We start from the raw sequence: 23,840 nt of genomic DNA on the forward strand, positions 1-23,840 counted from the left end.
ACTAATTTAAGATACGAAAAAAGGAGCAGAAAACTGTTATTTCCCACTCCTTTTTTTTGCCCAATCTAAAACGGGACTTTTTCAGTGCCCTCGCAGAATTGCGGGTCTTTTTTATTTCCTACTTTCTTTAGGCCTATCCGTCGGATCGTTCGGCATATCGTTAAGTTGATCGACCTGTGGGTCTACCCCAGCCTCTGCATCACCATGATCCTTATCGTTTACATCTCGAATTACTTCTCCATTGACCCCTAGTTTAACTTTTTTCTTCTTCTCCATTTCTGTTCCGACTACGCGATTTTCGTTCTTTGTTGCCATGTCTTTTTAGTTTATTATTGTATAATTATTCTATTTATATCCGCTAATACCACATCGAGATCAGATTTTCTAAATATTCAAGACTGCTGTTTAACTTTCAACATCAGCCAGAAAAGCGATATCAACCAGAGTTTCCAGACTTAATTGGGAGCCAGTCCTTAACAAAGGACATTTCAAGCATATTTATGTTAGATCTCTCTGTTCAAATGAACTTATATAATAGAGGAACAGCCTTCAACTTTATAAAGTTCTTTACAATTCTAATTTTTCAACAACAAAACAGGCACAATCCTCTTTCCAATAACAATAGATAAATTAAATTCGAAACACTTTCAATTTGAACGTTGTTCTTCAGCTAAGCGTATGCGACTGCATACTACGATTAAATAATAAAGTGAATATGAAAAATTTAACAAAATTAATTGCCGTTGGACTAGTTTGTCTTGCCGCCTTCGGATGTAACAGCGCTAAGACCGATGATGAGAAATCAAAAGAGTTGATGCGGGACTCCGTACCAAATGATACTACAACGATACAATATCGTGACACTACTTCTCCACAATCTAGAGGAGAAATCCCACCGACCCCTCAACCGGATACATCGACGACAAGATAAAAACGAATAAGAATCTTTTACTGTCATTCCACTCACATTTGGATAACCGTCTATTTTCATTTTATCGGAAGTGCACGTAATGGATTCATTACAGAGAGCTAGATCAATTCAATATTTTCTAGCTCTCCTATTTAAATTTATTTGAAAGTCAGATTGATTTTTGAAAATCCCAGACCCTGCAGAAGTGGCTTAAAAACCGTATTGGCATTCGCTTTGGTTTGCTGAAGAATGTCTGATTTTTTAACATCATCTGCAACCGCCTTTTCTGCGGCTTTATATGCCTCATCTACAAGTTCCGCTTCTCTTAAAAAAGCCATCTTGGTATCATATACCTTCGAGGCTTCATGGTCGATCTTAATATAGCAAATTTCTGGAGCCGGTAACTTTATAGCGACTGAATCTCCAATAACTTCAATATCTTCCGGAGTAAGCTTCGTCAGATTTACACAACCTACAGCATCCGCTTTGACAATTAATAATACACTTGCGTCAGGTAAAAATGTATTGACATTCTTATGTTCTACCACATCACTATAACGATATTTTACCAATTCTAATTTCCCCATAGCCTCAATACGATCCACTAATAACTGATGCTTACTTTCCACCAACGGACCACTATTATATTTATTGTAGACAAACCAAGCGCCCACCGCCAAAATGGCTGCGGCGATTAAAAATTTTAAAAATTTTCCCATAAATTATACTATACAAATTAAAGACCAAGTTGCCTTTTTATCTATTTAACCTCGAAATATTACCTCAATACTATCATAAACTTCGCCAACTTGGTTAAAACAAAAACTATATATTTTGATAGACAATTGTTTAATTAAAAAGTTTAAAAAACATTTGGAAAATATCAGGTATAATACTACTTTTGTGACATCAAAATCACGGTAGGTATAGCTCAGTTGGTTAGAGCACTAGATTGTGGTTCTAGGGGTCGTCGGTTCGAGCCCGATTACTTACCCAAAAAGCGGATCAATTTAAATTGATCCGCTTTTTTTATTTCAAGTAGTATTATCAATAATTTTTCTTTCGCCTTCTAGCGCCACATAAAACCACCTATACGGAAAAAACGTAGCAACTTGTTGATCATGGTTAAAGCAGGCTTTTTAACTCTCCATTTTAATCCATCAATTCCTGTAGGAGCTGCATTGAAATCCTTTACTGTTGCCTGCCCTGTTTTCATATGTATCGGTGCCTCATCTCTTCGGTGCTTCTCCACAACCAAGATACTGTCATAATAGTGAAGCGAGCTTACCGAACGTGTAAATCCATTTACTTTCAACCCACGTTGTTCCGAATGATAAGCGTTGATATAATCGATGAAATTCTTACTATATTCAATAAAAGTTCCATTCCTTTTGTGCCCTCCTCCGTAAAACACTTGATAAGATGTGTGCAGATCTTCACAGAGATATACACCGGTGTCTTTTACATGATCAAAGAGTTCTTCAAAAGTCACAATCTGCTGTTTCATAGTATGGCCGCCATCATCGATTAAAATATCGATCGGTGGAATAGATTCTTTCACCTGACGAAGGAATTTTCGGTCGGACTGTGAGCCAATAAATATCTCCACATTCTCTTCTTCGAGTTCTTTACAGTGTGGGTTGATGTCAATACCATATATTTTCGCGCGATCACCAAAGTAGTTTTTCCACATCTGAAGGCTTCCACCCTGAAAAACCCCCACTTCTAAAACGACGATATCTTTGCCCTTGAAACGACTAAAATGTCTGTCGTATACATCGAAATAATGCATCCATTTATTAATCAATTTTGCATCATTATTTCGGAAATAACTTTCTAACTCGTTCATTTATTTTTGGTCTATTTTGATTCGTCCTTTATTTTTATGTGCTGAATTTATAGAAATATAACGAGAAAAACAATGATATATTTTTTGTTTTTAGCACACCGATTTGGATGATATGACTCTTAAACAATGCCACATTTATTTCTTTGGCTTTAGCACTCAAATGAAAACGAATTCTATCGAAACAATTGAGGAAATGGAACACTTATCCTATAAAAAAATTCAAATTTTATTTTTCCTATGATATTCTTCAAATACTCTTGCTACCTTTGTCATTCAAATTAAATAAATATGCCAAAAGAGACAAAAGAAGGGCTTTATCAGGGAATTATAGAGAAAGATGACAATGGAAACTATTTTTGTGGCCCCTACTTACTGGATTATCAGACCGTAGAGACTTACTATAAATTGGGAGACCGTGTTAGCCTTAAAACCATCATTAAAAACACGAGTCGCAAAAGTATGGAGACTTACCCGCAGAAGTCGGTTAAATTTTCTTTTGCTTCTACGGAACATGAAAATGATTAATATTAATTCTGAAAAGGGGATCATTCGATGATCACTTTTCAGAATACCTTCCGACTAAGAAAGGCTGTCAAAGCGATCCTGGAGGTATGAGTTAAGGTAGGAATCAAAACCATCGAAGAACTTTGTAGAGATCCTTTAATTGTTATTTTTATGAGTTCTGTTGGTTGAGAAGATTTTAGCAAATAGAGCGTTTTCAAAATTACATATAAGCCAGTCAAATGTTGACTGGCTTATATGTAATCTGCGGGAACTGCTAGTTCATTCTATAAACTTTAAGCTGTTTTTGGAGTTTTTTACGTACCATATGAATTCTAGTCTTAACTGTACCTTCTGGCATATCAAAATAAGATGCGATTTCATGATATTTATAACCGTCCAAAAACAGACGAAAAATTTCATAATTTTCTGAAGTTAAGCTCGTCATCGCTTTTTCGATATCTTCAGCCATGAATTTATTGATTCCTTTATTATGTTCAGTAGTATTTGTACTTTCTAAAACCACGTACTGATCTTGAATTTCAGTAATTCGTTTTGCTTTTCGATACTTATTGATGTACGTATGTTTCATAATGACATATAACCAGCTCATCAATTTTGGATGTTGCACAAATTCATCTATTGACTTCAATGCTCTTATCCAAGTCTCTTGTATCAAATCTTCCTTTTCATCCGGATCAGCTGTAAATTTGGCAGCAAAATGATTAAGCAAACTTCTTTTTTCGTTAATGAGTACGTTTAAATTGTAATTGTTCATAACTTATCCTCTTTCTTTATTCAACTGATTGTTTAAAATGGTTTTACAAGAATAGGGTAACAAGAAGAGTGCTACACTTTAAACCCTTTTTAGCTTTAAAAAGAAATAACATTGGTCCGAGTAGAAATACGTTTTCAACTCTTCGAAGCCTAATTCGCAGGCTTTAGCAGATTTATTACCTATAATTTAAGTGGCTATCAAAAAAAGAGCAATATTAAAAAAAGATAATAAGGTATTTATTTACCGTTGAAATGTTAGAAATACGTTGAGACTGTATCTTAACGATTCATTTTTAACAGCATAATGTACGATCCGTATCGTAAACTGAACACTTAAATGATTTAAAATAATTTATCAAAACAAACTATACGTATGCGAATGATGTTCTACTGGAAAAACAAATCAAAAATTATGGGAAATTTATTGTACATCATCGCTGTCATTTTAGTTATCATTTGGGCAATCAGCTTTTTTGGAGGCTATGCTACAGGAAATATCATCCACGTACTATTGGTTATTGCTATAATTGTTGTACTACTTCGTGTTATTCGTGGTGCCGCCTAGTATAATAGCATAAAGCTGAAGAGTTAGAAAGCCGAACATGTCCTCGTTCGGCTTTTTTAACAACTGCGAATCAGTAATAACGATGCTTTATCTGAAAAACTGCTTTTTTTTGACAACATGTTGGCGTTTATATCCATTTAAATTAAAATTAAATTGTCGGCAAACATTTCGTCTCACAGTTTTGTTCCAACTAAGATACAACGTTCTTAGGCACCGATCAATTTCAATAATCTTAAAACAAAAACTTATCAACTATGATACAAAATTCAGAAATCATGATACATGCCGCCCGATTAGGCAATATCGAAGTTCTACGTGAATTGATCTATCAGGATACTGATGTCAATACTCGGGATAGCAAAGGCTATACAGCATTAATAATTGCCTGTTATAATAATAAGCTTACCGCTGCCCAATTATTATTGGAAGCTGGTGCCGATGTGAATGCTCAAGATAATGGAGGCAATACAGCGCTTATGGGAGTAGCTTTTAAAGGTTATTACGATATCGCTAAATTACTAATCAGTTATGGTGCAAATCTAAATTTACAGCATGGAAACGGTGGCACTGCTCTGATGTTTGCAGCCATGTTTGGACGAAATGAAGTTCTTCAACTTTTGCTTCACCACGGTGCAAATACGAGTTTGCTTGACATGCGTGGACTATCGGTACTTGACTTAGCCGCGCAACAAGGCAACGATACCGGTTTAGCTCTTTTACAAAATGAAACTATCTCAAAATAAATAGCCCGCATATGCGGGCTATTTATTTTAAAACTATGCTGGAACCTTACCTTTTTTCTCCCGCTCCCAAAATCTGTGCTTTGCAATTGCCTTAATAAACTTATCAGCCAAAAACTTCGAATCGCTTTCAATGATTATTCCTTCATCCAAGGTAGAGCCTACGTCAAATTCTGGTCCCTTATTGAAAAAATAAGTGGCATCCAAAACCAGACGAGCCCCCGTATCTGCGGCGATAGCTTTACAGTGCTTAAAAGCTTCATTTAGGAAATGAACCGCATCCGCATTTGATTGTAATTTGTTCACGCTGTCTTTCCCTCCAGGTAAGTATATGGCGTCATACAGTACGGATGCTGCCGTCAAGAAACTTTCCTCAACTTGAATCGGCTTATTATCTGAACCCATAATTTGACCTAACTTTGGTGAGATAATATGAATGATGCCTCCTTCTGATCGAATAGCATCTGTCACAACTTTTAGCGAACTTGCGTCTACACCATCAGCAGCTAGTACGGCAATTTTTCGGCTTATAATCGTACTCTTAACAGTATCTTCCATACTTAATGCAGCCGATCTTTTTAATTTCACCTTAACTTCAATAGGCTCATAGTCGGAAGGATTTGCATCTGCTGGGAGACTTTTATTGATTGGCTTTTCGAGCTTCTCCTGCACCTGCAATCCCAGAGCGATTGCTACTTGGCCTGCCAGGCTTTTATCAACCAACGATAATATACCAATCATTCGCTGTCTTACTGCAACTGCTTTTACCTTGCCTAATTCGAAGCTGAATGCATCGATAATGTGGTTTCTTTCTGGCTCAGATTGACTATTATAAAATAATTGTGCCTGACTAAAATGGTCTCGGAAACTGTCACTTCTCGCACGAACTTTTCGCGCATCAATACGCTCTTGATAGCTTTTAAATCCTCCTGCTTCTTCTGATACTTGCAGCGGATAATTATCCCCCAACGAATTTGGTCCATAGCTTGTCTTCCCACGATCTATTCGTTGGCGCATAAATCCATCACGTTGGTTATTGTGGGAAGGATTAATGGGTCTATTTATCGGAATTTCGTGAAAATTGGGACCTCCTAAACGAATCAATTGGGTATCGGTATAGGAGAATAGGCGCCCCTGCAACAGCGGATCATTCGTAAAATCGATTCCAGGTACAATGTTTCCAATATGGAAGGCCACCTGCTCTGTTTCAGCAAAGAAATTATCTGGATTTCGATTCAATGTCATTTTACCTATAGGCAGTACCGGTACAAGTTCCTCAGGAACAATTTTTGTCGAATCCAATAGGTCAAATTCGTATTTAAATTCATCCGCTTCAGGGATGACCTGTACGCCAAGTTCCCATTCTGGAAACGCACCGCTTTCAATCGCTTCCCAAAGATCCCTTCGATGGAAATCGGGGTCTTTACCAGAAATATTTTGTGCTTCATCCCATGCAACGGAATGAACTCCAAGCATTGGTTTCCAATGAAATTTAATAAAATTTGATTCTCCACGGGCGTTGATAAATCGAAAAGTATGCACCCCAAACCCCTCCATCATACGATAGCTTCGTGGTATGGCACGATCACTCATTAGCCACATGATCATATGTGCCGACTCGGGCATCAACGAAATAAAGTCCCAAAACGTATCGTGGGCCGATGCAGCCTGTGGAATTTCATTATCAGGTTCGGGTTTGACCGCATGGACAAGATCTGGGAATTTCATAGCATCCTGAATAAAGAATACAGGCATATTGTTACCAACTAAATCGAAATTACCTTCTTCAGTATAAAATTTGACTGCGAAACCACGTACATCGCGCGCCAGATCTGTTGAACCCCTTGAACCAGCAACAGTCGAGAAACGAACGAAAACTGGCGTTTCTATTTCGGTATTATTCAAAAAACCTGCTTTTGTTAACTCACTCAAAGGCTTATATAATTTAAAAACACCATGTGCGCCAGACCCTCGAGCATGTACAACACGCTCCGGAATGCGTTCGTGATCGAAATGGGTGATCTTTTCCCGTAGAATAAAATCCTCTAAGAGCGTTGCACCTCGATCACCTGCACGTAACGAATTTTGATCATCATTGATTTTGACCCCCTGATCCGTTGTCATCTCTTGACCTGTAGCATCTGCGGTATGAGGCCGTAGTGCGCTGACTTTTTTATTTTCAACTGCCTCAACCTTTGCCGTTTTCGATTCTTTTTTTTTCATTATAGTCGATTTATGGGTTTACACATTTTTAATTGAATTAAGACCTGGGAAGGCAAAGACTGACTCCTCATGCTATCCTAGTTAAAAATATTCGATATTCCTTTTAGGAACTCTTCCAATCCATTAATCGTTTGTTTTAATTATAAAAGTTATTCCTAGGGTTTCGGTTACAAAACGACGACACAACTCATGATGACATACACTAATTACTAAAAAGTCTAAAGCAATTGTATAAATGCATATCGAAAGTCGGACGATAAGAGGATTATTGAACTTGTTGTCATTAGCTTTCAAAGCTTATACAAAAAGTTGTACCCACATTGAGTTCACTTTCAACAGTAACTTTTGCGTTGAGTCGGTCAGCTATTCGTTTAACAATGGATAAGCCAATACCCGAACCTTCAAATCCTTGCGAATTGGGCAGACGTTTAAATATGTCAAATATATTGCTATCGTCACGAATATCCATGCCTATCCCGTTGTCTTTGATGTAATAGTGAACCGAATTACCCTGTTTTATGCTATAAACTTCAACTACCGGTTGATCCTTTTTACTACTATATTTTATGGCGTTGCCAATCAGGTTTAAAAATAGCTGATACAGCAGTGTTCTTTCGCCTATAATCGGCCAAGTTTCACCTAATATAAACTCTAGATTTTCGCTATCAAACTGCTGCTTGCTACTCTCTAGAATATTCAGAATTTTATTTCTCGGATCGATCAGTTCGGTCTTAAAAGTTACATAATTAGACTGCGTAAGCTGATAAACTTTATCCATCATTTCTGTGATCAGTCCTGTGGCATCCATGATATTTTTTGCCATCTTACGTAGCATGTCTTTAGAAAGATCATCTTTTATTAACATCATCTGAGCGGCAAGCTTTATCGAGGAAAGTGTATTTTTAAGGTCATGAGTTAATGTATAGCCAAATGTATCTAAGGCGTTGTTGGATCTGATAAGTTCCTTGTTAAGTTGCGCAATCTCCCCGCCCCGTTGTGCGATAGCTTGTTGGGCTATTTGTGCCACCTTCTCCATAAAAGAAAGTTCAGTCTTTCTCCACTTAACAGACTTGCCTTTCATCGTTTCACGCCAAGCTTCAAAAGATGCTCTTGGCGAGGGAAATTCAACTTTCCTTTCGGGATCATAAAGATATATTTTTTCGGGCTTTCCTGCCCAAACGTCGTCATATATGTGTTCCTTACGGAATAAATAGATGTAATATTTATTGCCAGGAAGAATATTTATCCTTAAAACGCCAGGCAAAAACACGCCGTGTTCTGACTCTACTTGATCTTAAACAAAATTTGACGTAGAAAAGAGTTCGGTTCGTTTTTGGCTTTCTATGTACTTATCTATTGTACGTTGCTGCCCTTCATCCGGCACCGTTCCCCAGCTTTTAGCAGTATGATCGTTCTTGATCATTAATCCATCGGCTGCTACAATTTCCAAAATCTGGGGGGCAAAACGTTCAAGCACAACGCCAATATCACTATTTACTAACAGTTCGGATTTAAGATCGCGTTCCATAACACCCATGATGGTTTGTGCGACCAAATTTTCCTTTTGATGTTCTGAAAGATAATAATTTACTGCATACTGCGTTAAAAAAGCACATAAGTGTCGTTGGGAAAGATCGACATTCTTGGGAAGCCTGTTTTGACAAGCTACAATTCCCCAAAGTTTTCCATCGATAACGATAGAGAAGCTAGCACTGGCGCGCGCGCCCGAGTTCCTGAGATACTGCAAATGCACCGGCGACAAGGCTCTGACGCTGGAATGCGTGAGGTCTATCTCCCCCGCCTCCAGTCCATGAATAGGAATAACAGGGGCATCGATATCCGCAACATGTCGCGCAAGAAATTTGGTATAAAGTGCCCTAGCCTGTGCAGGAATATCAAATTCCGGGTAACGATATCCCATTAGCGAGCTCATTCCTTCATTAATAGACTCCGCAATCACTTGTCCACTATGGTCTTCTTCAAAACGATATACCATGACACGATCAAAACCAATGATCTGGTGGATCAATACTGTCAAAGAACGCCAAGCATTGCCATTTTGTTCCTCAAGGTATTTAGCATAATAGAATAAACGCGGCGCTTTTAGGCGGTTCTCATTGCAAATCTCTAGTTCAACATATGTTTTATCGTCGTAGCGGTAAATGCTCAAATAGTAATCATTATCCTTCATACGGATACGCTCAACGAAACGAGAGAATACCTGCCCAGTGATCTGTCTCTCAATCTCTTCGATATTCCATTCGTTCGCTGCAGAACAAAAAGGCAACAACTCCCTAATCGAACGTCCGAGAATTTCGTTTAAAGGAATATTCAGCACATGAGATAGATTTTCACTTACTGCAATGCATCCGATCTTATCGAAAACACAAAGGAAACCGAAAAATTGGATTTTACCACATAAGTGGATTTCTTCATCATGACACTCCAATTGAGGCATATCTTACTTGTTTTTAATATTTTAACTTACTATTAATAGGAAATTCTCGAAAAAGATAATTGCCATACAATATAAAATCTAGCATCCCTCTTCAAACATGTCATATCTCAGGCTAATATATAAAAAATAACGACGAATAATTGATTAGACAACCGTCAAACTTTTTTTAGCAATTACAGGTAAATATTACCGCACCTACGTAAGCGAGAAAAAGCTAGGTTGGAAAGAACCTAGCTTTTAAACTTTCTTCATGGCTGGACAAGCCGTCTTGAATAGTAAACAATAGTATTACGTACTTTGTTTGAAATTTGTGATCATCTTTGTATCCACCTTTATCTTTCAAATAAGCACTGTAATTTTTAAAAATAAGCTATTGAGAACTATAAACATAGCCGGACCACGGTGATAACGGATAGGATGTAATTACCGGCTTATCCGTACCAACAATAAGCTCAGCTTGTGTTTCGTGAGTATCAAATATCATTCGCCATTTGAAATCTTCCGGTAAATTTACGTGCTGTACATGGTCGGAAAAGTTCATGATTACAACGATAGATTTTTCCTTTTTTTTCACCTGAAGCAGAAGTACTTTTTTATCTTCGATGCATTTGACCTTCAACTCATCCCGCTGCACATCTTTCAGCAGGGGGTTTGTTTTCCGCAACGCTATTAACGATTTGTAATACAATAAACGTTGTCGATAGGGTTCGCTATTGAGCTCGTCCCAATCCAGTATAGTCTCTCTAAATATACTTTCACTCTGAGGATCTGGGACATCAGAATTCGTAATAAAATCTTCAAACTCTTTCTTCCGGCCTTCCCTAACTAGTTGCACGAGCTCAGGATCACTATGGCTTATAAAATATGGGAAAGGCTTTTCTGTCCCCCATTCTTCACCCATAAATAGTAAGGGAAGATAGGGAGACATAAACACAGCAAAGGCCATGAGGCGCGCTATTTCGCTAGAATAAATCTTCACTGCGCGGTCTCCTAACATTCTATTACCGATCTGATCATGGTTTTGGCAAAAAACTATGAAGCGATTCCCTTCAAGACCAAAACTGTCTGTTCCGAAGAACTTTTCCCGGTGGGAAGAGTAATTACCGTCAAAAACATAGGCTTTCTCATAGGCTTTTGCCAGATCATTCAATCCATTAAATTCTTCATAATATCCCTTCTTTGGTTCGCCCACCGACACTCTTAAGGCATGATGAAACTCATCTAACCACTGCGCATCCATATCATAGCCATTTTTTGTCAATGGATCCAGAAATCGCCTATCATTGAGATCGCACTCAATGAATAAAAAGCGATTCTTACCCGAATTGATGATAATTTGGTCCGTTTCCTTGCGAATTTCCTGAAGGATGTGAACTGCTCCGAAATCTTTAATCGCATGCACCGCATCTAGTCGAAGAGCATCAATATGAAAGTCTTCAAACCACATACGTACGTTATTGAGCACTAGATCACGCTGCCCATGACAGAAACGATCATCATAATTAAGAGCATCCCCCCATGGCGTATGGTATTTGTTGGTGAAATATGGCCCATAATTCGAAAAATAATTTCCTTCAGGTCCGATATGGTTATACACCACATCCAAAATTACAGCTATATTAACTGCATGGAAGGCATTCACAAGCCGCTGAAATTCTGAAGCTCCACCATAGGAATGCTGTACTGCAAATGGGAAAACGCCATCATACCCCCAGTTCCTCCCTCCCGGAAACTGTGCGACTGGCATAATTTCTATCGCAGTGATCCCCAAATCCTTCAAATGCGGAATTTTTTTTATGACACCATCAAAATCGCGAGATGAGGTGAATGTTCCGACGTGAATCTCATAGATCACGAATTCGGAATTTTTAGGGGGCTTATAGCTCTGATCAGTCCAATTAAATCGGAGATCTATTGCCTCTGATGGTCCATGCACACCTTCAGGCTGGGAAAGGGAAGCCGGGTCTGGAAGTTCATTTCCGTCCACACTAATTTTATACCGATCCCCAGGAGTTATTAACGTACTCTCAGCATACCAATAGCCATATTTTAGTGGCCTTAGAGGTATTTCTAAATTATTATCACACAATCGGCAAATCACAATTTTTGCTATTGGTGCCCATACGCTAATTTGACAGGTTTCGCCTTCAAAACGAATGCCCACATGCTTAATTCCGGTCTTGCTCATACGCTCTGCAGTCTATTATTGAGATTGAAATAATAGTATGGAACGTGAAGGAACTAAGACAGTATCACCCGCAGCAAACTCTCCGAAATTTTCTATCGTATCATTATTCGTATCTAAGATTTTAATCCATCTAGCTCCATAATTTTCATTTGGGAGCTGATACGACACATCTTCCCAATACGCGTTAAACAACAGGTAAAAGCTAGCATCCACGATTTTCTTTCCGTCGTTACCAACTGATCTAATACCTTCACCATTTAAATATACCGCAAGTGAACGCGCATGGTCTTCCTGCCAATGATGGTCGTCCATCTCGGATGCATCAGGTAAAAACCATACGATATCTTCAACACCCGTACCGCGAATAGGCAATCCTTGAAACCATTTTCGGCGACAGAATACGGGATGTTCCCGACGAAGATGTATTAATTTCTTGGTGAAGTCCAATTGGTTTCCATCGATTTTAGTCCAATCCAACCACGAAATCTCATTGTCCTGGCAATATGCATTATTGTTTCCCTGCTGCGTTCTGCCGAATTCATCGCCAGCCACAAGCATGGGAACCCCTTGAGAAAGAAACAATGTTGTCAGCATATTTCGCTTCTGTTTCTCCCTCAAACTATTGATCTCAGGATCGTCTGTTGGTCCTTCGACACCACAGTTCCAAGAACGGTTGTGGCTCTCTCCATCCTGATTGTCCTCACCATTTGCGTCATTGTGCTTTTCATTATAAGATACTAGATCGTGAAGCGTAAATCCATCATGTGCCGTAACGAAATTGACACTGGCCGAAGGGGTACGGTTGTCGCCTCGGTATAAATCAGAAGAACCGGTAAGTCGGTTTGCGAATTCGGCAATCATGCTGTCTGCTCCAATCCAGTAGTCACGGATACAGTCGCGATACTTTCCATTCCATTCGGCCCAGCCGGGGGGGAACTCGCCAACTTGATATCCCCCTTCTCCGATATCCCACGGTTCGGCAATCAGTTTAACCTGTGAGATGATTGGATCTTGATGGATCACATCGAAAAAAGAGCTCAATTTGTCTACTTCGTGCAGTTCACGCGCCAGTGCTGAAGCCAGGTCGAATCGGAATCCATCTACATGCATTTCTTGAATCCAATAACGGAGGCTGTCCATAATCATCCTTAATACGTTGGGTTGGCGGGTATTTAGTGTATTGCCGGTTCCGGTAAAGTCCATATAATAACGAGGGTCGTCAGCTAATCGATAATAGGAGGCATTGTCAATACCTCTAAAAGAAAGTGTTGGCCCCATTTCGTTACCTTCGCCAGTATGGTTGTATACCACATCTAAAATAACTTCTATGCCTGCCTCGTGCAGTGCTTTAACCATCTGTTTGAATTCCAAAACCTGCTCTCCATGGTAGCCTGAAGCAGAATAGCGCACATCTGGTGCAAAAAAACCAATACTGTTATAACCCCAATAGTTGCTGAGTCCCTTATCCTTTAGATGACGGTCAGTCAAAAAATGATGTATAGGTAACAATTCTACCGCTGTAATACCCAATTCTTTCAGGTAATTTACTGCAACGGGATGGCCCATTGCGGCATAGGTACCTCTTATTTCTTCAGGAATATCGGGATGCATTGCTGTAAAGCCTTTTACGTGTGTTTCGTAAATCACACTCTTATGCATAGGAATGCGGGGTGGCTTATCGCTTCCCCAGTCAAATTTGTCGTTTGTAACGACAGATTTAGGAACAAAGGGAGCACTATCGGTTGCATCCATGCTTAAGTCATCATCTCCTATAGTGTAGGCGAATAAAGCATCATTCCATTTAACAGTTCCTGAAATTGCTTTTGCATATGGATCAATCAATAATTTATGTGGGTTAAAGCGATGTCCGCTTGATGGGTCATAAGGACCATGAACCCGATAACCGTAGAGTTGCCCAGGTTTTATTCCAGAAACATAGATATGCCACACTTGATGTGTTTTCTCCGTAATTTTAAATTTAGCGATTTCTCGCTCGTCTGAACTATCATAGAGATAAAGTTCAACAGCCTCAGCGTGCTCGGAGCAGAGTGCGAAGTTCACTCCTTCCCCATCGTAGGTTGCCCCTAAAGGGTAAGGATTTCCGGTATAAATGTTTGTTTCCATCTTTATGTTTAACGGTTATATATTTTCGTGTAATTAAATAATTTATGTTGAATTTTTGATGTAAATGCTCTTTTCTGCATACGCCACAACCAATTTCCAGCAGTACTGGCTGGCGTATTCATACGGCATGATCCATCAAGATTTAAAATATCTTGCATCGGCACTATAACCTTATCCGCGACAGATGCGTAAATTGACCGTATAAGCACTTCATTGACATTCTCACTATCAACTATTCTTCCAAAATAGTTTCTTAAATTTATTTTGCTCAATAGACTTAGGTCCTGATTGTACCAAGATAACGTGGTATTATTATCATGTGTACCGGTATAGGCAACAGAATTTCTGACATACTGATGAGGAATGTGAGGTGATCGGGACATATCCTCACCAAAAGCAAATTGTAATACCGCCATACCGGGAAATTTAAATCGATCTCGAAAATCATATACTGCGGCATCGACATCGCCGAGATCCTCCACTATAAAGGGCATATATTCTAGATTGATCTTAACTTGCTCAAAGAAAGCCTCACCAGGGCCCTCCAACCATTTTCCATTCTTGGCAGAGGTCTCTTGAATAGGTACTTCCCAATAGGAAGAAAATGCTCTAAAATGATCCAGTCGCAAAATATCGAACAACGAACAGTTGTGCGCTAGCCGGTCGATCCACCATTGGTATCCATCATGCTTAAGAGATTCCCAATTAAAAGTTGGCATTCCCCATAATTGGCCATCTGCATTAAAGTAGTCTGGGGGTACTCCGGCAACATATTCCATATCTCCATCTGCTTTTAAGGAAAAATAGTGCGGATTGACCCACACATCTGCGGAATCGTAGGCTACGTAAAATGGAATATCGCCAATAAGTCTAATGCCATAATCTCGTGCATGTTTTCTTAAGCCATCCCACTGTTTGAAAAATAGAAATTGGAACCACTTTTCTTGTTGTAATTCATCTCGAAATTCAGCAGCAAAATTGCTCAACGCGGCACTTTCTCGATTCTTATAATGCTTTGGCCACTCATACCATGGTTTATTTCCATTTCTATTTTTTAACACCTTGAAAAGAGCATAATCATTTAACCACTTCGATTCGCGATCTACAAAATCGGAAAATTCAAATGCTGCATGCGCTGGCAGACGACTATAGGCCTGTTCCAACAGTTGGTATTTTGCCAACACTACTTCAGCAAAATTTATCGTTGTCGATGCTTTACATTTTAAGTGCTTTATTTCATTCTTTTGGAGCAGACCTAATTTTATCAGCTCCCGCAGATCTATGAATAATGGATTTCCAGCCCTGCTACTCAGCGTACTATAAGGCGAATGGAATTGTGTAGCATCTGTAGGGCCCAATGGAAGAACTTGCCACCAGCTTTGCCCGCTGCGGTAAAGTTGCTTCACAAATCTTCTAGCTTCCGAGCCCAAGTCGCCTATCCCGAAAGGGGATGGAATTGAACTAATATGCATCAAAATGCCTGAGCTCCGCTGAGGTGGAAAATCCGTGTAGCTGATGATAGCCATTGGAAGATCCTTAAAAATCGTATTGACTGCAATCTCCATTCCTTCACCTTCTGCTTCTGTTAGGATATGCTTCCAGGCTACGGAATGGTTTGATGAAAGATGAACTTTGGTATCAGACCAATCAAATGAACCAGGAACAAATTTTGAGATATTACCGATTTCTGCGAGATGTAAGGGAACAACTATAACCATCCATTCCTCACCCGATCTACGCGCGAATGCTAAAATATTATTACGAAAGCGGCCAGTTACTTTAAGCGGCACGTAACTGCCATCGGATGCGAGAGCACGGTGTTCCTTTCGCAGTTTCACCAATTCCCTTACCAACCATAATTTAATTTTCCCATCAAACCTATATCTCCATAAATCTTTTATCCGCACTTTTTTATCCCCATTTTCAATAGCAGACAAAAGATCCTTCCTACGCTGATAATCTATCGGTCTTCGATTGTCTGGATCGACAAAACTATGGTTCCAAAGTTCTGAACCCTGATAGATGTCAGGTACGCCAGGACAAGTAAATTTTAAAATTTGCTGAGTAAGCGAATTTATGACACCAAAATCAGCGATCACTTCAAGAAATTGATAAAAGCTGGTAAAAAATGGACGGTCTCTATCGAGCAGAAAAGAGGCGAACTCCTGAACAGAAACTTCATAGTCCACATTTGGGCTCTCCCAGCAAGAGCGTTCCTTCCCCTCTCGGAGATATTTAACCAAGTAATCAAGAAAGCGTTTTTCAAATGCTAAGGATATATTAGAATCATTTTTTTCCATGGGAAAAGAAGCGACCAGCGACTGATAAATGAAGTATTCATCATTTGGATGCGGAAGATCTCTTGGGTATTCGTTCCGCACCATATCGTGCCAGAGTTGAAGCTGTTTAATCCACTTTTGCGCCATGGCGGTAAGTACCAATAGACGACTACGCGCATCTTCACCACGTTTGGTATCGTGAGTCGAACTTGCATTCATAGATAGTGACCAGTTCATCTGGCGCTCTTGCATCATATTATGAAATTCATTTTTACTCACACCCCAATTCGCTGGATGATCGCCCACTTCATTATGGCCAATAAAGCGGTTATACGTAAACATTAAAGTATCTTCCACCCCCTTCGCCATGACTGGACCTGTCAACTGCATACAACGCATGAGAAATTCCACCAGATCACTTTGGGTTTTCGGCTGATAATTCACCTGCGCTTGTTCGAAGAGATTCCTAAACTGATTAATCAGTGTTTGGTTGAGCTCAGGAATCTTAGTTAACTTTGCAAAAATTGATAAAAATAATTTATAAGTTGATGCTGACAGTGGAAAGCGATCGTCATAAACGCGGTATATAGGAAACGATGCTAAAAATGATTGTAAAATATCCTTTAGGTGGCTTTTTTTAACCTTGCTATTAACACGTAGGAGGCTTGACAGTAGCTTCGTGAGGTTTGCAAGCTCGCCCTGCATGTGTTTATTGAGAATTGTACTCTTTTTTAAATATTGTTGTTCCGCAATAGATGAATTTTCGCCAACTAATTTCGTATAATATTTATCTAAAATTTTCTTTCCAGATTTGGATGTGAAGACATTATTGCACATCGATAAGAAGTCGTATCCTGTTGTTCCCTGTATTGGCCATTCATGGGGAAGCACTTCCCCATGCTCCAATATTTTTTCAGCAACTATATATGTAGTTGAGCCAACAGACTTCCTCAAATTACACAAATACGCGGTCGGATTGTAAAGTCCGTCAATATGATCAATCCTCAATCCGTCAATCAGTCCTTCTTTAACCAGTGTTTTTATTAACTTATGAGATTCGTTGAATACATTCTCATCATGCACGTTTAAACAAATCAGTTCATTTACTGTAAAGAAACGTCTAAAATTTATTCTCTCGTTTGTGATCCACCAAGGGCAAAGTTCATAATGCTGAGCGTTTACCAACACATCAATATCATTCAAATTACTATTAAATTGATCAAGAATGTGCTTTAACTTTCTTTTCGTCAGTTTATTAAAAATTTGAGCACGCAATAGTTTCCATTCTTCACCATCTCCATTGGCTTGAACAGTACTTATCTGTGTTAAAAGTCCTTCAAAATTAGATTGTGTAGCCTGTAAATAATCCTTCAGGATAACACAATACGATTGAGGAGAAATTGGATACTGGTTTCCCTTATAAGACAGTCGAAGGCTATTATTCAAAAAAATGACAGCGATTTCGTTGTTCGAAATCGCCTCGTCCAAATTATCTGTCAATACAGGGACCATTAACCTTCCCTTATCAAACAAACCTGAACTATAACAGGTATCGAAAAAACCACTAAATTGCGATGACTGGCCAAATTCCAGAAGATCCATAAGCCATTCATTTTTCGGATGAAATGCCATATGGTTAGGAACGATATCTTGTAACCATTTAATTTGGTATTTGTTCAATAGCTCCTTGATCGATCTCAAATCTTCCAATTTACCCAACTCGCTATTTATCTGATTAAAATTTATACCATCATATCCATGAATGCTCCCAGGGGTTGACTGGAAAATGGGGGATGCGTATACTGTATCTATACCCAAATCTCGGAGGTAAGGAATTACGCCTTTAAAGTCCGAGAAGTTGAAATCTTTATGAAACTGAATTCTGTATGTGGTATGTGGCGTATTAATAGATACTTTTTTAGTTGTGTGCATGGCTTGCTGATATCTTTTTTAGATCAGAACATCTTTCCGCAATTTTAGTTCATTGGATTCTCCAGAAAAAAAGATTATTAATTATAAAAAACAATAAAGCAAAAAAACAATTTAAAATTAAAACGAATCTGCTTGAGCTGCGTTCTTAATGTACTTCTTCAATAATTGCAGTTTTAAATTATTATACACATGAAAAAAATAGGAATTACGTTTTCTGCTTTTGATTTGCTTCACGCAGGTCATGTTAAGATGCTCGAAGATGCCAGAGAACAATGCGACTTTTTAATATGCGGATTACAAACAGATCCTACTCTCGATCGCCCAGAAAAAAATAAGCCAACACAATCTGTATTTGAACGTTATATGCAGTTAAAAGCGTGCAAGCATGTTGATATGATTATACCCTATGCTACCGAACAGGACTTAGAAGATGTATTGCGATCGTTCAAGGTACATGTTCGTATTTTGGGAGACGAATATATGGATAAAGCATTTACTGGCAGGAAATACTGCGAGGAGAAAGGAATACAACTATATTTCAACAGAAGGGAAAATAGATTTTCGAGTTCGTCTTTACGGAAAATAATTGCATCCAAAGAAAAAAACAATAAAGGTGCTGTGGTAAGCATAAATGAGGCAGCAAGTTACGCTTTGAAGCGGGTAAATGCATAAATTAACAATTAACATATGATAATAGGTATAATATTTGGGGTATTCGACATGTTGCATGTAGGCCATATTGTGGCTCTTCAGGAAGCTAAGAGTCAATGTGATTATCTTATTGTAGGTCTTAAGACAGACTCAAAAGTACAAGAAAATGATACTCATGATTCTGCACAAACGATGGTTGAAAGGTTTATCAAATTAGAAGGTTGCCAATTTGTTGATGAGATTATTCCGTTTGAGTCTGATGACGATATTACGGATATGCTTCAGTCGCTTCCTGTACACAAATACTTTATAGGAGAAGAGTATAAGCTTGTAGATTTTTCAGGTAGAGATTATTGTGTTTCAGAAGGAATTGAAATTTACTACACCAAAAATAAAAATAGGTTTTCAAGCCAATCACTTCGAAAAATTGTAAGTAAAAAGGAAGTAGAAAAGGCGGAAAAAAGTTTTAATACGAATCTAAAGTGTCATACTACTACTAACACTTCGATAACTTCCTCATGAAAGACGACTAAAACACATGTTCCGCAGGGTTCCAATTAACAGCATTATGTTAGCGATCTGAAAAAATCAACATAGGTGTATATATGAAATTCTGCACTAATCGTCTGTAAAGTTGGATGACTTGAATCTATTAGCAGCAATTCACAATTGGTAATAGGCCGAATTGCTGCTATTCTATTTTGGCCTTTTTAAAAAAGATATTGAATAGTTATTTCCCTGTATAGTACTATTTTCCTGACACAATCATTTTTCTTCTTGTCGTGAATGCTCCACAGCACAATAGGAACCGATATCAATAAAATACTATTCACTTTACCTACCACCTCAAAATTTATTTAATTTATGGACGCCCCCTTCCATTTCTACTTGTTAAAATAGATAGAATCTATGATTCACTTACGTTGTTTTACTAACTTATCAGCGTATAAATAACGTGAATACAGAGGTCTGGCGATAAAACTCTACTTAGAAAAAGTTTTATACGGTTTTATATTCCAGGCGTCATGAGCAGAAGAACAGATTAAACCATCTATAAAGCTCATAATCAGCACAACTAAGTGATTTTAAGTATAAATCACATTTCCCGTGATATTTACTTGAAGATATTGCTAAAGCTTTTGAATAGGCAATTTTGGCAAAAAACTGCACTGTTGTTGTACTGTTTCATCAGTATTCATTAAGATTATTAAATAACAATATGCAACATATCGAAATAAATTCATTTTTTATTGAAAAAAGAGGCCTACTCAAAAATTTCGCTTCCCAATTTACCACAGATCCTGAGATTAAGAATGATCTTATACAGGACACTATGGTTAATGCATTGAAATCAATTGAAAAGCTTATGCATAATCCAAAAGTCGGTTCTTGGTTATACGTGATCATGCGAAATATCTATATTAATCATTATAGAAAAACGAAAAGAACTGAAAACTATCATCATGAATATGCATCTCTTGCCAGGAATGAATCTACTTCTACGAATGCAAGCACAACTAAGTTTATTCTAGATGATATACAGAAAGCGTTGAGTCAACTTTCTCAGGAAAATTACGAAATTTTCAATATGTTTTTGGAAGGATTTAAGTATTATGAAATCGCGGAATATATGCAGATGCCTGAAGGAACGATTAAAACACGTATTCATTTTATTCGTAAAACGATGAAAAAACAACTATCGGTATATCATTAATCGACTATCGTTAATTAAAAACTTCATTAAACTATAAAAATAAAAACTATTTACATATAAGTCTTGTTATTTAAAAAACATCACTAAATAAATAAATATTATGATTTCAAACAAAACACTATTTGCTTCCCTAGCGGCTTTAACATTGCTAGCATCATGTAATAACCAGACGCCACAGGAAAAGGCAGCTGAAAATATGGAACATGCGGAAGAAAAAGCGGCAGATGCCAACGAAGAGGCGATGAAAACTTCAGAAGACGCTGCGACAAAAGATGCCGAAGCAGTTGTTTATTCGGATAAAGCAGCCGCGAACGCTGCTATAGCTTCAGTTGCTGCGCCTGTTCTATCCAATGATAAAGCCAAAGAGCTCTATACAAAGCTTGGAAAAACTTGGGTAGAACGTATCAATGCAGAAACTGCTGATAAAGCATTGGATAAAGAAAAATCTTTGTTAGATATCAAAAATGAAATTGAGAAAAATGTTGCAGACGGTAAAATATCAGCTTCTGATAAAGATAACATCATGAAATATCAATCCGACTGTATTGCCGCAGTAAAAGCTGCTCTTTAGTACGAAGGAAAAATAACTACAATAATTGTCATAACGTGGATGTCTTGCAGATTGGTTTCAATAGCAGGACATCCTTTTTTGTTGATACCATTACGTATAAATTAGGCAATTATCTATCCAGGTTGGATGAACTTTCGACTGCTTCTAGCAGGTCATTGATGTCAAAAGGCTTTGCTATAAAACGATTAGCTCCTGCGCGAAATGCCACATCTTTTCCATCCTTACTGGCGGATATGCATATTATAAACAGTTCTTTTAGTTCTTTATCTTCTCTAATTTTTCTTATCAATTCATCTCCGGAGAGCATCGGCATCCATATGTCTAATAAAATGACATCGGGTTGCTTTTCCCTGATCACTCCTAAGGCGTTAAGACTGTTTGTCTCAATAATTGTGTCGTAACCCGACATTTCCAATAGCATTTGTAACATGTCAACTATTGTACTATCATCATCACAAATGAAAACCGTTTTGTTTTCCATATTTAATTTTACTCGCTAATTTTGAACATTATTTTCTCATTCATTATCCCATTGTGTTTCCTTTGTGACCTGCCCGTCTTCTATGAGTGCTATTTTTCAAATATAGTTGATAAATATGTTATAACGCGAAATTCTTATAAATTCGTTTAATAATCTCCCGCATATTATAATACTTTGCATACGGAATTAAGATCCATTAGCAATAACTTGCTCTAAAAAATAGATTTGGCGTTCATTTATCTTCTTTATGGCCTCTGTAAATGTAAACCAGGCGCCCCGATCAACTTCAGGATAAAGTTGTATCTTTCCTGATCTAGGAGGCCATTCCAATGCAAAGGTATTACTGATGAGTTTATACGGATCCATATCTCCCTCAATTGCCCAACATAATACTTTTTTCCCTCCTTTCTGTTGAATAGCAGACAATTCCATAAAATTTCCATTAGGTAGATACCCTGTTTCCTCCATAAACTCCCTTTTAGCAGCTGCGAGAGCATCTTCGTCCATACCGATCTCTCCTTTCGGAATGGTCCAACACCCTTCATCTTTCTTGGCAAAATATGGTCCTCCAGGATGTACTAAGAAAAAATAAATTTGTTGTTCCTGAATTTTATACATTAATAATCCCGCACTACAATTGAGTTTTCTAGCCATTCGTGTTATTGTTACTTAATCTAATCCATGTAGGGGCATGATCGCTGCTTTTCTCCCATCCACGAACGTCCCTATCTATACCACCTTCCATTAACCGAGCCTGGATCGACGGACTCAATAGGATGTGATCTATACGCAACCCTGCATTTCGAGCATAAGCCTGACGAAAATAATCCCAAAATGTATAAACTTCCTTATCCGGGAAAAGTGTACGTATAGAATCTTGCCATCCATCTTTTAGCAAAAGACTAAAAGCTTCCTTAACCTCTTTTGTAAAGAGTGCATCATTGATATATTTTTCTGGTTTATAAGTGTCTATGTCTTCTGGAATAATATTGAAATCCCCGATCAGAATAGCCGATGCATTCATCCGAAGAAGTGTTTTAGATCGTTTGGCCAACCGTTCGATCCAATCTAATTTATAATCATATTTGACCCCTGGAAAAGGGTTGCCATTAGGTAGATAAATACAACATATTACGACGTTTTGGATTATGACCTCCAAATATCGGCTTTGGTTATCCTCAGGATCTCCGGGCAGGACTCTTGTGATCTCTTCAATCTCATATTTCGAAAGCACCGCAACTCCGTTCCAACTTTTCTGGCCATGCCAAATGGCGTGATAGCCGAGATCACTTATTTCTTTCAACGGAAAACGTTCTTGAGGGGATTTAAGCTCCTGAAGGCAAACTACATCTGGCGACTCTTCTTCCAACCATCGTAAAAGGACTGGAAGCCGCGCGTTGATACCATTTATATTATAAGTTGCTATCTTCATAAAATGAATATGTTAAGTTAAAACACAACGAGCCAAAGGTCACAATTGTTTGGAAATTTATAATATTATCGTATTATAACATCTACATTCAATCCTATCTGATTTACCGATATGAGTTATTGACGTCAATACTTGCAGGCTACGCCGACAAAACACGTTTTATTACTAAATCAAATCTTCAGATTAATTCCAATAATTGTATGCAAATCGTTGGACGCTAAATGCGCTTCGTGTTTATACTGTCACAAAAGATCGGTTCTGATAAGAATCCAAGGTTTACTGCGCTATAAATACGTAGTTAAACTGAAATTTACGGTAGGCGCATAACATTGCTACGCTATTTCCATTAAAAAAGTACGGATATGCCTTTACACATTGTCTTTGGGTATAAATTTTGATTCATCTTTATCAAAAGAATTACACTCAAAATAGCGTACTGATATGG

20 protein-coding genes and 1 tRNA gene are annotated in these 23,840 nt (G+C 38.1%); 8 read left to right on the top strand and 13 right to left on the bottom strand.

The window, feature by feature from the left end; translation table 11 throughout:
• Positions 1-111: 111 nt before the first annotated feature.
• A complete protein-coding gene (locus tag J2X77_RS22910) occupies positions 112-315 on the bottom strand; it encodes a hypothetical protein (RefSeq protein ID WP_209581943.1) in 204 nt (67 codons plus the stop codon).
• Between the two features lie 753 nt (positions 316-1,068).
• Positions 1,069-1,629: a DUF4230 domain-containing protein gene (locus tag J2X77_RS22915; RefSeq protein WP_209581946.1), complete on the bottom strand. Its 561-nt coding sequence runs from the start codon at positions 1,627-1,629 to the stop codon at positions 1,069-1,071.
• Between the two features lie 201 nt (positions 1,630-1,830).
• On the opposite strand from J2X77_RS22915, the gene J2X77_RS22920 reads away from it, so the two are divergent.
• Positions 1,831-1,904, top strand: a tRNA-His gene (locus tag J2X77_RS22920).
• Positions 1,905-1,979: 75 nt separating this feature from the next.
• Here the strand turns inward: J2X77_RS22920 and J2X77_RS22925 are convergent.
• On the bottom strand, positions 1,980-2,759 hold the full coding sequence (locus J2X77_RS22925) for a class I SAM-dependent methyltransferase (RefSeq protein ID WP_209581949.1): 780 nt from the start codon (positions 2,757-2,759) through the stop codon (positions 1,980-1,982).
• Between the two features lie 288 nt (positions 2,760-3,047).
• On the opposite strand from J2X77_RS22925, the gene J2X77_RS22930 reads away from it, so the two are divergent.
• Positions 3,048-3,284: a hypothetical protein gene (locus J2X77_RS22930; RefSeq protein ID WP_209581952.1), complete on the top strand. Its 237-nt coding sequence runs from the start codon at positions 3,048-3,050 to the stop codon at positions 3,282-3,284.
• 253 nt (positions 3,285-3,537) lie between these two features.
• Here J2X77_RS22930 and J2X77_RS22935 read toward each other — a convergent pair whose 3' ends face one another.
• The gene (locus tag J2X77_RS22935) at positions 3,538-4,038 is read right to left on the bottom strand and encodes an RNA polymerase sigma factor (RefSeq protein WP_209581955.1); all 501 of its coding nucleotides are present in this window, start codon (positions 4,036-4,038) and stop codon (positions 3,538-3,540) included.
• A 411-nt stretch (positions 4,039-4,449) separates the two neighbouring features.
• On the opposite strand from J2X77_RS22935, the gene J2X77_RS22940 reads away from it, so the two are divergent.
• Both J2X77_RS22940 and J2X77_RS22945 read left to right on the top strand, forming a co-directional pair.
• Complete coding sequence (locus J2X77_RS22940; protein WP_115048587.1) at positions 4,450-4,602, top strand: lmo0937 family membrane protein; 153 nt, start codon at positions 4,450-4,452, stop codon at positions 4,600-4,602.
• 254 nt (positions 4,603-4,856) lie between these two features.
• Complete coding sequence (locus J2X77_RS22945) at positions 4,857-5,345, top strand: ankyrin repeat domain-containing protein (RefSeq protein ID WP_209581956.1); 489 nt, start codon at positions 4,857-4,859, stop codon at positions 5,343-5,345.
• A 33-nt stretch (positions 5,346-5,378) separates the two neighbouring features.
• Here the strand turns inward: J2X77_RS22945 and J2X77_RS22950 are convergent, their stop codons facing one another.
• From J2X77_RS22950 to treY, 6 genes are all read right to left on the bottom strand, one after another.
• Positions 5,379-7,565 carry a catalase gene (locus J2X77_RS22950; protein ID WP_209581959.1) on the bottom strand — a complete coding sequence of 729 codons (2,187 nt, stop codon included), beginning with the start codon at positions 7,563-7,565 and terminating at the stop codon, positions 5,379-5,381.
• Between the two features lie 283 nt (positions 7,566-7,848).
• Complete coding sequence (locus J2X77_RS22955; protein WP_310082671.1) at positions 7,849-8,829, bottom strand: ATP-binding protein; 981 nt, start codon at positions 8,827-8,829, stop codon at positions 7,849-7,851.
• A 30-nt stretch (positions 8,830-8,859) separates the two neighbouring features.
• Positions 8,860-10,023, bottom strand: coding sequence for a GAF domain-containing protein (locus tag J2X77_RS22960; protein WP_310082673.1), 1,164 nt, complete (start codon positions 10,021-10,023; stop codon positions 8,860-8,862).
• A 370-nt stretch (positions 10,024-10,393) separates the two neighbouring features.
• On the bottom strand, positions 10,394-12,211 hold the full coding sequence (gene treZ / locus J2X77_RS22965; RefSeq protein ID WP_209581961.1) for a malto-oligosyltrehalose trehalohydrolase: 1,818 nt from the start codon (positions 12,209-12,211) through the stop codon (positions 10,394-10,396).
• A 15-nt stretch (positions 12,212-12,226) separates the two neighbouring features.
• Positions 12,227-14,335, bottom strand: a complete 2,109-nt coding sequence (gene glgX / locus J2X77_RS22970; protein WP_209581964.1) for a glycogen debranching protein GlgX — start codon at positions 14,333-14,335, stop codon at positions 12,227-12,229.
• 8 nt (positions 14,336-14,343) lie between these two features.
• Entirely contained in the window at positions 14,344-18,546 is a 4,203-nt protein-coding gene (gene treY, locus J2X77_RS22975; protein ID WP_209581967.1) for a malto-oligosyltrehalose synthase, read from the bottom strand.
• Positions 18,547-18,735: 189 nt separating this feature from the next.
• On the opposite strand from treY, the gene J2X77_RS22980 reads away from it, so the two are divergent.
• From J2X77_RS22980 to J2X77_RS22995, 4 genes are all read left to right on the top strand, one after another.
• A complete protein-coding gene (locus J2X77_RS22980; protein ID WP_209581970.1) occupies positions 18,736-19,218 on the top strand; it encodes an adenylyltransferase/cytidyltransferase family protein in 483 nt (160 codons plus the stop codon).
• A 15-nt stretch (positions 19,219-19,233) separates the two neighbouring features.
• Complete coding sequence (locus J2X77_RS22985; RefSeq protein WP_209581973.1) at positions 19,234-19,719, top strand: adenylyltransferase/cytidyltransferase family protein; 486 nt, start codon at positions 19,234-19,236, stop codon at positions 19,717-19,719.
• Between the two features lie 697 nt (positions 19,720-20,416).
• On the top strand, positions 20,417-20,911 hold the full coding sequence (locus J2X77_RS22990; protein ID WP_209581976.1) for an RNA polymerase sigma factor: 495 nt from the start codon (positions 20,417-20,419) through the stop codon (positions 20,909-20,911).
• Positions 20,912-21,011: 100 nt separating this feature from the next.
• A complete protein-coding gene (locus tag J2X77_RS22995; protein ID WP_209581979.1) occupies positions 21,012-21,482 on the top strand; it encodes a hypothetical protein in 471 nt (156 codons plus the stop codon).
• Between the two features lie 109 nt (positions 21,483-21,591).
• Here J2X77_RS22995 and J2X77_RS23000 read toward each other — a convergent pair whose 3' ends face one another.
• The 3 genes from J2X77_RS23000 to xth all read right to left on the bottom strand — a co-directional run bounded on the left by J2X77_RS23000 (position 21,592) and on the right by xth (position 23,395).
• On the bottom strand, positions 21,592-21,963 hold the full coding sequence (locus tag J2X77_RS23000) for a PleD family two-component system response regulator (RefSeq protein WP_209581982.1): 372 nt from the start codon (positions 21,961-21,963) through the stop codon (positions 21,592-21,594).
• A gap of 186 nt (positions 21,964-22,149) precedes the next feature.
• Entirely contained in the window at positions 22,150-22,617 is a 468-nt protein-coding gene (locus J2X77_RS23005) for an NUDIX domain-containing protein (protein WP_209581984.1), read from the bottom strand.
• Entirely contained in the window at positions 22,610-23,395 is a 786-nt protein-coding gene (gene xth, locus J2X77_RS23010; protein ID WP_209581987.1) for an exodeoxyribonuclease III, read from the bottom strand. Before xth ends, J2X77_RS23005 begins: the two co-directional genes overlap by 8 nt.
• Between the last annotated feature and the right edge of the window lie 445 nt (positions 23,396-23,840).

It is taken from the genome of Sphingobacterium sp. 2149 (genome assembly GCF_031455655.1).
Lineage (GTDB): Bacteria > Bacteroidota > Bacteroidia > Sphingobacteriales > Sphingobacteriaceae > Sphingobacterium.